Source organism: Collinsella sp. HCP3S3_E11 (assembly GCF_052067375.1).
GTDB lineage: Bacteria > Actinomycetota > Coriobacteriia > Coriobacteriales > Coriobacteriaceae > Collinsella.
The window spans coordinates 1-11,354 of sequence record NZ_JBQHQI010000002.1 but is presented as its reverse complement, the minus strand read 5'-3'; the positions used below and the strand labels follow the sequence as shown (position 1 = coordinate 11,354).

General features: G+C 61.2%; 9 protein-coding genes. 6 read left to right on the top strand and 3 right to left on the bottom strand.

Translation table 11 applies throughout. The annotated features are described in order from the left end of the window. Positions 1 to 42 precede the first annotated feature (42 nt). Complete coding sequence (gltX, locus tag ACTM86_RS02140; protein WP_427795876.1) at positions 43 to 1,518, bottom strand: glutamate--tRNA ligase; 1,476 nt, start codon at positions 1,516 to 1,518, stop codon at positions 43 to 45. A gap of 326 nt (positions 1,519 to 1,844) precedes the next feature. Between gltX and metK the strand changes: the two genes are divergently transcribed. From metK to ACTM86_RS02110, 6 genes are all read left to right on the top strand, one after another. Beyond that, complete coding sequence (gene metK / locus ACTM86_RS02135; RefSeq protein WP_427747377.1) at positions 1,845 to 3,125, top strand: methionine adenosyltransferase; 1,281 nt, start codon at positions 1,845 to 1,847, stop codon at positions 3,123 to 3,125. 344 nt (positions 3,126 to 3,469) lie between these two features. Then, positions 3,470 to 5,077 carry an L-serine ammonia-lyase, iron-sulfur-dependent, subunit alpha gene (sdaAA, locus tag ACTM86_RS02130; protein ID WP_441017397.1) on the top strand — a complete coding sequence of 536 codons (1,608 nt, stop codon included), beginning with the start codon at positions 3,470 to 3,472 and terminating at the stop codon, positions 5,075 to 5,077. 416 nt (positions 5,078 to 5,493) lie between these two features. Beyond that, complete coding sequence (locus ACTM86_RS02125) at positions 5,494 to 6,951, top strand: L,D-transpeptidase (RefSeq protein ID WP_441017394.1); 1,458 nt, start codon at positions 5,494 to 5,496, stop codon at positions 6,949 to 6,951. A gap of 129 nt (positions 6,952 to 7,080) precedes the next feature. Then, complete coding sequence (locus ACTM86_RS02120) at positions 7,081 to 8,514, top strand: efflux RND transporter periplasmic adaptor subunit (protein WP_441017391.1); 1,434 nt, start codon at positions 7,081 to 7,083, stop codon at positions 8,512 to 8,514. Then, positions 8,514 to 9,287 (top strand): ABC transporter ATP-binding protein, encoded by a 774-nt coding sequence (locus tag ACTM86_RS02115; protein ID WP_427717357.1) that lies wholly within the window; start codon positions 8,514 to 8,516, stop codon positions 9,285 to 9,287. Before ACTM86_RS02120 ends, ACTM86_RS02115 begins: the two co-directional genes overlap by 1 nt. After that, positions 9,284 to 10,498 carry an ABC transporter permease gene (locus ACTM86_RS02110; RefSeq protein WP_441017388.1) on the top strand — a complete coding sequence of 405 codons (1,215 nt, stop codon included), beginning with the start codon at positions 9,284 to 9,286 and terminating at the stop codon, positions 10,496 to 10,498. The genes ACTM86_RS02115 and ACTM86_RS02110 overlap by 4 nt, the downstream gene beginning before the upstream one ends. A gap of 180 nt (positions 10,499 to 10,678) precedes the next feature. Here ACTM86_RS02110 and ACTM86_RS02105 read toward each other — a convergent pair whose 3' ends face one another. Both ACTM86_RS02105 and ACTM86_RS02100 read right to left on the bottom strand, forming a co-directional pair. Beyond that, complete coding sequence (locus tag ACTM86_RS02105) at positions 10,679 to 10,810, bottom strand: hypothetical protein (RefSeq protein WP_441017385.1); 132 nt, start codon at positions 10,808 to 10,810, stop codon at positions 10,679 to 10,681. A 146-nt stretch (positions 10,811 to 10,956) separates the two neighbouring features. Further along, positions 10,957 to 11,354 (bottom strand): ATP-binding protein (locus ACTM86_RS02100; protein ID WP_441053290.1); only part of this gene is annotated, 398 nt, incomplete at its 5' end.

Genomic DNA, 11,354 nt, shown 5'->3' with positions numbered 1-11,354 from the left:
GCTCGGGTGAACGGGGCTCGGAAACATACGTTTACGCAGCTGCTACAGCGCCATCGTGCGGGCGCGGTCGATACGCGCCAAGCAGTCGTCGCGGCCGACGAGCGCCATGGTCTCGCCCAGCGGGGGGCTCACCATGTTACCGCAGACGGCGACGCGCACAGCTTGGAACACCACGCGCTTCTTGAGGTCCATCTGCTCGGGCAGCGGCTCAAGCGCGGCGTCGATGTTGGCAGCCGTCCACTCATCCACGCCCTCGAGCGCGGCCTTGGCGGCATCCAGAATGGCGCCCATGCCTTCCTTGGCCAGACCCTTGTTGACAGACTTCTCGTCATACTCGAGCGTCTCGGCCGTGGCAAAGATGGGGGCGGCGACGGTCACGGCGTCGGCCGGCATCTTGGTGCGAGGCTTGACGATGGCGGCAAGCGCGTCGATCCAGTCCTCGCCGTACTCGATGTTACCCTCGATCATGCCGGCCTCGTGCAGCTCGGGGACCATGATCTCGTCGGCAAACTGGGCGTCGGACATGTTGTTGATATACTCGGCATTGACCCAGTCGAGCTTTTTGGGGTCGAAGGTCGCCGGGTTCTTAGAGATGCGGTCGAGCGAGAACTTACTGGCAAGGACATCGCGCGGGATGATCGTGGTCTCGCCGTCGAGCGACCAGCCGAGCAGCGCCAGGTAGTTAACGAACGCGTCGGACAGGTAGCCGGCGTCGCGGTACTCCTCCACCGAGGTGGCGCCGTGGCGTTTAGAGAGCTTCTTGCCGTCGGCACCCAAGATCATGGAGATGTGGGCGAACGTGGGAACGGGGGCGCCAAGGGCCTCGTAAACCATGACCTGGCGCGGGGTGTTGGACAGATGGTCATCGCCGCGGATGACATGGGTGATCTTCATCATGGCGTCGTCGACGACAGTCGCGAAGTTATACGTGGGCGTGCCATCGGAGCGGAAGATGACGAAGTCGTCGAGCTCCTTGGCGTCGAAGGTCACCTCGCCGTGGACGGCGTCGTGGATGACGACATCGCCGCGGTCCTCGGGCACCTTGATGCGAAGGACGTAGGGCTCTCCGGCCTCGATGCGGCGGCGTGCCTCCTCGGGATCGAGATCGCGACAGCGGCGCTGATAGCCCTGGAAGGGGTCTTTACGCTCCTGGGCGGCCTTACGGTCGGCCTCGAGCTGCTCCTTGGTGCAGAAGCAGGGATAGGCCTTGCCCTCGTCCCAAAGCTTCTGGGCGGCCTGCTTGTACAGGTCCAGGCGCTCGGTCTGGGCATAGGGGCCAAAGTCGCCGCCAACCTCGGGACCCTCGTCCCAGTCCAGGCCCAGCCAACGCATAGCGCGCAGAATGATCTGCGTGTTCTCGTCGGTAGAGCGGGTGGGATCGGTGTCGTCGATGCGCAGGATGAACGTGCCGCCGTTTGCGCGGGCAAAAGCCCAGTTATAGATAGCGGTGCGGGCGCCGCCGATATGCAGCTTGCCCGTCGGTGAGGGTGCAAAGCGGACGCGAACGTCTGATGCCATGGAAATCTCCTCGATTGCAGGATGGATGTCTAACCGCACCAGTATAAAGCAACAATGCCCACCTCCGCACAAAGGGCACCGACCCAGTCATCGAAGCCGGGTAGCTAATTTGGGACGGGGCTTTTTTAGCTGCCCCGGCAGGCTATCGGCTAAACCAGCAAACAATCAGCCGGGGTAGCTAAAAAAGCCCCGTCCCAAATTAGCTACCTAATGAGTAGGTGCGGAAAGGGTGTGAATGTTGGATTTACGCGCTATGATGTGCCCCTGCATACAGAGCCCAGCGGAATGGTAACGGTCGCTGGGACACGTTATTCGAAAGGACAATCATGTCAGAAGAGCTTCGTTCCATCCCGCCCCAGCAGGGGTCTTTTGTGTTTACGTCGGAGTCGGTGACCGAAGGCCATCCCGATAAGATCGCCGACCAGATCAGCGATGCCGTCCTCGACGCAATCCTCGCCAAAGAAATAGAGCTGCAGGAGCAGGGCTATATTGCGCCCAACGGCGTGCCCGCCAACGTTGAAAACGTCCGCTGCGCCTGCGAGACCCTCGTGACCACCGGCACCGTCATCGTCGCCGGAGAGATTCGCACCCAGGCATACGTCGACGTGCAGGAAATCGCCCGTGGCGTCATCCGCCGCATCGGCTACAACCGCGCCAAGTTTGGCTTTGACTGCGATACCTGCGGCGTCATGAGCCTCATCCACGAGCAGTCCCCCGATATCGCCCAGGGCGTCGACGAGTCATTTGAGACCCAGACCGGCGCCACCACCGACCCGATCGACCTGATCGGTGCCGGCGACCAGGGCATGATGTTTGGCTACGCCTCCAACGAGACCAAGACCCTCATGCCCATGCCGCACTACCTGGCAAGCCGCCTGGCGGAACGCCTGTCCGCCGTGCGCCACGACGGCACCCTGCCCTATCTGCGCCCCGACGGCAAGACCCAGGTCACCGTGCGCTACGAGGACGGAAAGCCCGTGGAGGTCACAACCATCGTCATCTCCACGCAGCACGCTGCCGAAGTTGAGGACATGGGCAAGATCAAGGCCGACCTCATCGAGCATGTCATCGCACCCGTCATGGATGCCGAGAACATGCCGTGGGATGGCGCCGATATCTATGTGAACCCCACCGGACGCTTTGTCGTGGGCGGCCCCATGGGCGACACGGGCCTGACCGGCCGCAAGATCATCGTCGACACCTACGGCGGCTACGGCCGTCACGGCGGCGGCGCCTTTAGCGGCAAGGACTGCACCAAGGTCGACCGCTCTGCCGCGTACGCCGCTCGCTGGGTCGCCAAGAACGTAGTCGCCGCCGGCCTGGCCGATCGCTGCGAGGTCGAGCTGGCCTACGCCATCGGCGTGTCCAAGCCGCTGTCGATCATGGTCGACACCTTTGGCACCGCGCATGTTGCCGAGGACAAGATCGTCGAGGCCGTGGAGAAGACCTTTGACCTGCGCCCGGGCGCAATCATCCGCGACCTGGACCTGCGTCGCCCCATCTATGAAAAGACGGCAGCCTACGGTCACTTTGGCCGCGAAGACGCCGACTTTACCTGGGAGAAAACGGACCGCATCGACGAACTCAAAGCAGCCTGCGGCCTGTAAGCTAACGAGAAAAACCACAGCCAAATAAAAACGCACCAAAAAGAGGTACCGGAACAACCGGTACCTCTTTTTTATTTGAACGGTGGTGAAGATATTTCGATATGCAATGCATGACGCGTCACCAGCTAATGAATTTTGCGCACGCGCACTTCTACCATGTATCCTTAGTCCCGAGGGGCGGGGCATAAGGTCGATCGCGAGTTCCGCACGAGCCGGAGGCCACTTAATGTGCTCTCCGTGCGAGTCAGGACTGTCCGAGCAGGCGACCAAATACTAAAGCCCTCGGAACGGCGGGACAGCGTATGCCCCGCCCCTCGGGACGACGGGATAGAAAAGGAGCAGCCATGGCAGGCAAGCCGCAAACACTAGCTACGACCTCGGCATTCGAGATCTTGGGCCCCATCATGGTCGGCCCCAGCTCATCGCACACCGCCGGCGCCCTGCGTTGCGCCCAGGTTGCCGCCAGCCTGCTGGAAGGCCGCATCACCAAGGTCACCTTTGGCCTGTGGAACTCCTTTGCCCACACCTACCGCGGCCATGGCACCGACCGCGCACTCGTCGCGGGCATCTTGGGCCTCGATACCGACGACGAAAACATCAAGCAGGCCTTTGACCTCGCGCGCGAGCGGGGCCTCAGCTATCACTTTGACATTAAGGGCGACGACGCCTCCATCCACCCCAACACCGTCGACATCGACATGGTCGATGACACGGGCGCCACGGCGCAGGTCCGCGGCGAGAGCCTTGGCGGCGGCAAGATGCGCATCAGCCGCATCAACGGCGTCGGCGTCGATATCTCGGGCATGTATTCCACCCTGTTTGTGGCGCACCAGGACGTCCCCGGCGTTCTCGCCGCGCTCACGAACCAGCTCGCCTACGCACACGTAAACATTGCCTTCTGCCGCACCTACCGCACCGAGGTAGGCGGCCAAGCTTATTCCGTCTTTGAGACCGACGGCACCCCCGATGACATCGTCGTTCCCATGCTACGCATGCTCGACCATGTCGATTACGCCACCTTCATTGAGCTTCCCGGCTCGGCCTCATCGCTCTCCCCCGGCGTTTCCGCCAAGGAAATCTTCGACGATGGCGAACAGCTCCTCGACGCCTGCGCCGAACTGGGCCTCAACATTGGCGCCGTCATGGCCGTACGCGAAGCCCGCCTGACCGGCGAGCAGCACGCCGTCGCCGCCATGCGCCTCGTACTCGAGGTCATGCGCGAGGAGACAACGGCGCCCATCGCCGCACCGCAGCGCTCGCTCGGCGGGCTTATCGGCGGCGAGGCAAAACTCGTCGACGCCACACGCCGCAACGATCTGAGCACAAACCTGATGGGCGCGGTCCAAACCGAAGCCGTAGCCCGCGCCATGGCCGTGCTTGAGCGCTCTGCCACCATGGGCGTCATCGTCGCAGCCCCCACGGCCGGCTCTGCGGGCGTCGTGCCCGGCTGCGTGTTGGCGCTCGCCGACCATCTACAGCTCGATGACGAACAGGTCATGGACGCACTCTACTGCTCTGCCGCGATTGGTCTCAACCTCACCACAAGTGCCTGCGTCGCGGGTGCCGAAGGCGGATGTCAGGCTGAGGTGGGCAGCGCCGCCGCCATGGCCGCTGCCGCGCTCGTCCAGATGCTGGGCGGTACGCCCGAGCAGGCACTCGACGCCAGCTCTATCGCACTGAGCAATCTGCTTGGTCTTGTATGCGATCCCGTGGGCGGCCTTGTCGAAGTGCCATGCCAAAACCGCAACGCGATCGGCGTGGCGGCCGCATTTAGCTCGGCGCAGCTCGCCCTTGCAGGTATCAAAAGCCTTGTGCCCTTCGACCAGATGGCACACGTCATGCTCTCGGTGGGCCACGCGTTGCCGGCCACGCTGCGCGAGACGGCCAAGGGCGGCATCGCACAAGCTCCCGCAGCACTTTCGGCTTGCGCTAAATGCGGCGTGTGCGGATAAAGAGCAGTCCAAAACGAGAGGTGGGACAAATGTCCAACCTCTTGCCAATGCCACCGTTTCAATACCACAAACAACTAGGTAATCGCTATAATGCAAGCCCAGTAAAAACACGATGAGCCGCAAGGCGAAATTCGAAGGATATGCATACGATGTCGCAAAACGACCGCACCCAACTGATTCCCGATCCGCAGCAGCCTTCTAGGCCTACCGGCGGCGTTCAGTCGCCGCGCCCCATTACGCCAACGCATAGCACAAAGCATGGTTCGGGAAACACCTCACAGCGCCAGAACCCCCATGCGTATCAGCAGCGTCAGAGCAATAAAGCGACTAAGCACGCGCCTTCACACACGCAAAACCATCACAAGGGCCCCCGTGGGTCAGAGAACCACGCCAACGGGAAAAAATCCGGGGCCAAAATGACCCTTTTCGTTGCTCTGGGCCTCATTGTTGTCGTTTACATTGTTGGCGTTGTCGCGTTTTCGCAGGTAGCCTACCCCAACACCACCATTGCCGGCGTCGACGTCTCGTTCTCCAATGCTTCGTCTGCTGCCACTAAGGTCAACTCGGCATGGAAGCACTATAAGCTCACGGTGACAGGCGATGACTTTAACTGGAGCTATCAGCCCGAGTCCGATGAACCCATCGTCGACGGCGAAGCTGCCGCAAAAGAAATCATCAGCCGCAACGAAGCCTTTATATGGCCGGTCCGCCTTGTGGAATCCTTAAGCGGCAAGACCAAAACAATCGCTACCTCCAACGAAGTCGATCTTGAACAAGACGTCGACCTGTCCATGCTCTCTGACACCTTTGACCAAAAGAAGTTTGAGGAGGATCTGGGCGCCGCCATTGACGAGTTTAACGAGGGCCGTTCGGGTACGTTCGAGGCCAATAGCTCCTATGACGAGCAAGCCGGCAAGTTTACCGTCGAGAAGGCGCGCTCCAACGAAAAACTCAACCGCGAGCATGTCATTAAGTATGCCGAGCTCGAGCTTGCCTCGCTGGCCGAGACCGTAGATCTTTCCAAGCTCGGCAACGATGCCTATGAGCCGCTCAATGAAACGCTGACCAATGATCAGATTCAGGCCGCATGCGATGCCGCCAACAACTTCTTGGGCGTCAACGTGACCCTCAAGCTCAACGGCGAGGATGCCGGCAAGGTCGACGGCAGCTCCGTGTTGCAGTGGATCAGCTTTGCCGATCCGGCCAACCCCACACTCGATACGTCGCAGATCGGTAGCTGGGCAGCCGAGCTCGCCAACGGCTTTAATACCGTGGGCACCACCCGCTGGTGGACGCGTGCCGACGGCAAAGAATGTGCCGTCGAGGGCGGTGACTTTGGCTGGTCCGTCGATAGCGACGCGCTCGCCAAGCAGGTCGAGGACGCCATTAACAACAAGCAGACCGGCGAAATCGAGATTAAGTACTCCCAGAAGGCCGACACCTATACCGCAAAGGGAGAGCCCGACTGGAAGGCGTATATCGACGTCGACCTGTCCGAGCAGCACGCGCGCTACTATGACGAGAACGGTAATATCGTTTGGGAGGCCAACTTTATCTCGGGCAAACCGGGAGAGGATGCCACCCCCGAGGGCGTTTGGCAGATCAATAGCAATGACGGCGCAAGCAAGCTCATCGGTGCCAAAGACCCAAAGACCGGAAAACCAAAATACGAAAGCCCCGTGTCATATTGGATGCCGTTTGAAGGCAACATGGTTGGTTTCCATGATGCAACATGGCAAAACGATCAGAGCTTTGACGACCCAAATTCGTACAAATGGTGCGGCAGCCACGGTTGCATCAACTTGCGTCTGGCCGATGCCAAGGCACTCCACGATTGCATCAACGTAGGCCTATGCGTGGTCGTGCACTCGTAGGGAAACACGCCTTCGCACAACGGGGAACTGACGCTCCAATCTAACAGTTCCGAAAGAATCCGCCATATGCGCCCGCTTCTCGCGACGGGCGCATATACTTATCGAAGAACTTTCTATAAAGGAGACGCCATGTCGAATGTCCCCACCATCACCCCGGGACCGAATGATACCGAGCGAGCGCCCGAGGGTGCCACCGAAACGCTTCCCCTCATAACAAACATGCGCGCCACACAGCAAAACGGCAGCACAAGCGATGCAACCGAGATTTCTGACGAAGAGGCCTACGCCAAGCTCAAGGCGAAGCGTGCCGAGCGTCGGCGCAAAAAGCTCATCCGACGCGGCATTGCGGCCGGCGTCGTGGCCGCCATTGTGCTCATCGCCGTTGTCGTAACCTTCGTCATTAACGCACGGCCCGCAGGTACCAACGGGCCGGTGACCGACATGGTCACCGAGGGTACATTTACGACCACCGTCGAGGCTAAAGGCCAGCTCAAGCCTATCTCGGCTTCGGTGGTCTCCCCTTCTGTCGCCGGCACGGTGGCATCGATCAACGTATCAGCCGGCCAGTCCGTTAACGAGGGCGATGTGCTCATGACCATTAAAAATGACGAGCTCGATCGCAACGTTGCCGAGGCGCAGCGCGCGGTGGCGGCGGCACAGGAAGACCTCGCCAACGCGCAGAAAGCGGTAGCTGCCGCCCAAGCCGCTCCGGCGACTGACACAGATGCGGCAGGCGCAAGTGGCGCCAGCGGTAGCACCGGCACGAGTGCCGACACGAGCGCCATCTCGAGCGCCCAACGTAACCTGGCCTCGGCCCAGGCGACCCTGGACCAGGCCAACGCCAAAGCCGCCGAGCGCACTGTGACCGCGCCCAGCTCGGGCAGCATCGTCGAGCTCAACGCCAAGGTCGGCGCCACGGTGACGGGCGGCATGATTATGGGCGAAGGCGATACGACCGGCGGCAAGCAGTGCATGCAGATCGCTGACCTCTCCAAGATGAAGGTCACCGTTCAGGTGGGCGAAAAGGATATCGCCAAGATCGCAGTGGGCCAGAGCGCCAACGTTACCTATCCGGCCTTTCCCGATATCGTGAGCCAGGGAACGGTCACGACAATCGCTTCGGTGGCAAACTCCGACTCCACCTACGGTGGCGGCGGTAGCGTGACCTATAACGTCGATATTTTGATTGACGCGCCCGACGCGCGCCTCAAGCCGGGCATGACCGCCGAGGTCTCGGTGGTAACCGAGCAGCTCGACGATGTGGTGATGGTGCCGACCATGGCGCTCATGACCGAGGATGGCGAGCACTATTACGTCAACGTGGCAACCGACGGTGAAGGCAAGGAGATGCGCCGCGTGAAGGTGACCATTGTGACGCAAAACGAAAACGACGCCGTGGTCGGCAAGACGCAGGTCAAGCGCGACGACCAGGGCAATGAGATCAACGCAGACGTACCGGTTACCAAGCTGCGCGACGGCGACACCCTCATCGTGGACACCGGCGCAGGCATGACGGCCGACGGCGACGACTCTGGCAGCATGTCTGCCGACGAGGGCTTGTAATGCGTCCCGTCATCAACATCCGCAACGTGCATCGCATTTTTGAGAGCGAGGCCGGCTGCGCCCATATCCTGCATAACGTGAGCCTGGCAGTGAATCCCGGCGAATTCGTGGCCATTACCGGCCCTTCTGGCTCGGGCAAGTCAACGCTCATGAACATCCTGGGCTGCCTGGACAAGCCAACGGCAGGCGATTATTACCTGCAGGGCCTCAACGTGGCGGAGCTCGACGATGACGAGCTCACCGAAGTCCGCGCCCTGAGCATCGGCTTTGTCTTTCAGAGCTTTAACCTGCTGCCGCGCCTATCGGTCATCGAAAACGTCATGCTGCCGCTGTCGTACACCAACGTGCCGCGGGCTCAGCGTGAGATGCGCGCCGTTCATGCGCTGCAAGCCGTCACGCTGCCGGTCGACCACTGGGACCACCGCATCTCCGAGCTCTCAGGCGGACAGATGCAGAGGGTTGCCATCGCGCGCGCCCTCGTCAACGACCCGCCCATCATCCTGGCGGACGAGCCGACGGGAAACCTGGACTCCGCCACCGGAGCGCTCGTGATGGAGACCTTCCACAAACTCCAGGAACGTGGCAAGACCATTGTGCTCATCACGCATGATCCCGGTATCGCCGCCGAGGCCGACCGTGCCGTAACCATTCGCGACGGCCGAATCCACGACGGCGCGTACATCGCGCACGCACCGCAGACCCTGCACGGCGCCATTGATAACCTGCCCATGATTTCCGCACACGCCAATCCGACGAAAGGAGTGAAGGCATGAGCACGTGCGACCTTATCCAAGAAGCCCTTCACTCCCTCGAGGCCAACAAGGGACGCAGCCTACTCACCATCCTGGGCATTGTTATTGGCATCGCCTCCGTCATTGCCATGACCTCGCTTATCGGCGGTATCCAAAACAGCCTGGTCAACAGCCTGGGCCTCAACGCCGCGCGTATGGTGCAGATTTATTCGTCGCAAGAGCTCACCGAGTCGGACGTTGAGAAGCTTCGCAAGATGGTGCCGCAGATCGAGCAGATCGGTATCGTGGACAGTGCCTATACCGAGTACAAGGCCGGTGACAAAAGCTATAACGTCATGGCGCAGGGCGTCGATAGCGACATGCTCGACGCAGTGGGAGCCAGCAAGCTCGTCGCGGGGCGCACCTATACCCAGGCTGAGTCCCAATCTGGCGCACGCGTGGCGCTCATCAGCCGCGGCGGCGCGGACCAGCTGTACGGCAACGAACAGGACGCGCTCGGCAAGACCATCAAGGTGTCGAACGGCGAGGTGCAGATTATCGGCGTTATCGACGGCGGCAGCGACTCCATGGGCTCACTCACGCTCTACATGCCGCGCGAGACCATCTCGGGCCTCTTTGGCGACGAGAACCCGTCTTTTCCCAGCGTAACGGCGCTCGCCGCCGAGGGTACGGACATGGATGAGCTGTGCAAGATGATTGAATCCAAGGTGCGCAGCATGAAGGACATCGCGGATGACGACGAATATGACAGCGTGTCGGCGACCTCAATGAAAAGCGCCATCGACGCCCTCAACTCCTTTATGGGCGCGTTTTCGCTCATCATGGGCGCCGTTGCCAGCATTTCGCTGCTCGTGGGCGGTATCGGCATCATGAACATGATGCTCACCAATGTGACCGAACGCATCCGCGAGATCGGTATTCGTCGAGCCTTGGGTGCCAGCCGTCGCGATATCACCGCACAGTTTTTGGCCGAGTCTTCGGCGCTGTGCATCACCGGCGGTCTGCTAGGTGTCCTGATTGGCTACCTGCTTGCCTGGGGCCTAGCGATGTTCGCCTCGGGTTCCGGCGTGCTTGGCGAACTCGGTGCCAGCGGTACCATAACGCCGAGTTTTTCGATCGCCACGGTGCTGCTGGCCTTTGCGGTCTCCGTCGGCATCGGCGTAATCTTTGGCTTCTACCCCGCCCGCCGGGCCGCAAAACTCGACCCCGTGGAGTGCCTGCGCTACCAGTAATGCAATCCCCCCCCTGAGTTGCGGTGAAATAGGGAGTGTTTTAGCCGTTAAAAGGCCTATTCAGTCCTTATTTCACCGCAACTCGGAGGGGATAAGGCGGTAGTGTCGAGAAAGTTGGTGTAGCGCCCGATCCGAAGCGAGTCGGCCCGGCGTCCCAGAATCTGGAATACGGTTGATATCCTATGCCGCCTCGACCCTGTCCGCAAGCTCGAGGCCGGACTCGAGCATCTTCCTGGCCTCCGCCTCAAGCCGCGCCCACTCGACGGGACCGTCGATCCCCCGGGTGCGACCGTCGTCGTAGAGCTCGTTCATCCTCGCCTCCGAGAAGTACCTGGACTCCTGCCATATCTCGTCCTGTGTTAGCGTCAATCTATTTTTCACCAGTTTCGCTAAACAGGCGCGCCGTTTGCGCAAAGGCGGTTTCACCGGTTGCGCTAACGTATTTTCACCGATTCCGGTCACGGCTTGACGGGACCGTCCCTCGGCAGGTCCTTCAGCCTGTAGGACCTGCCGGTTATCTTGACCAGGTGGCAGTGGTGGCACACCCTGTCCGCGATCGCGCTCGCCGCCACGTCGTCCCCGAACACCCTGCCCCAGCCGCTGATCCCCACGTTGGTGGTGATGATCGTCGAGCGCTGCTCGTAGCGCGTCGATATCAGCTGGAACAGCAGGTCCGCGCCCGCGCTGCCGACGTCGAGGTAGCCGAGCTCGTCGATGATCAGCAGCCTCGAGTGGGCGTAGTACCTGAGCCTCTTCTTGAGGATGCCGCGCGACGAGGCGTCCTCCAGGTCCTCGACGAGCCGGGCGCAGTCCACGAACCTGACCTCGCGCCCCGCCCTGACCGCCTCGATGCCCA

Excerpts from the sequence above, each read along its gene's own strand:
- gltX (WP_427795876.1), bottom strand. The coding sequence starts at position 1,518 with ATGGCATCAGACGTTCGCGTCCGCTTTGCACCCTCACCGACGGGCAAG.
- metK (WP_427747377.1), top strand. The coding sequence starts at position 1,845 with ATGTCAGAAGAGCTTCGTTCCATCCCGCCCCAGCAGGGGTCTTTTGTG.
- sdaAA (WP_441017397.1), top strand. The coding sequence starts at position 3,470 with ATGGCAGGCAAGCCGCAAACACTAGCTACGACCTCGGCATTCGAGATC.
- ACTM86_RS02125 (WP_441017394.1), top strand. The coding sequence starts at position 5,494 with ATGACCCTTTTCGTTGCTCTGGGCCTCATTGTTGTCGTTTACATTGTT.
- ACTM86_RS02120 (WP_441017391.1), top strand. The coding sequence starts at position 7,081 with ATGTCGAATGTCCCCACCATCACCCCGGGACCGAATGATACCGAGCGA.
- ACTM86_RS02115 (WP_427717357.1), top strand. The coding sequence starts at position 8,514 with ATGCGTCCCGTCATCAACATCCGCAACGTGCATCGCATTTTTGAGAGC.
- ACTM86_RS02110 (WP_441017388.1), top strand. The coding sequence starts at position 9,284 with ATGAGCACGTGCGACCTTATCCAAGAAGCCCTTCACTCCCTCGAGGCC.
- ACTM86_RS02105 (WP_441017385.1), bottom strand. The coding sequence starts at position 10,810 with ATGAACGAGCTCTACGACGACGGTCGCACCCGGGGGATCGACGGTCCC.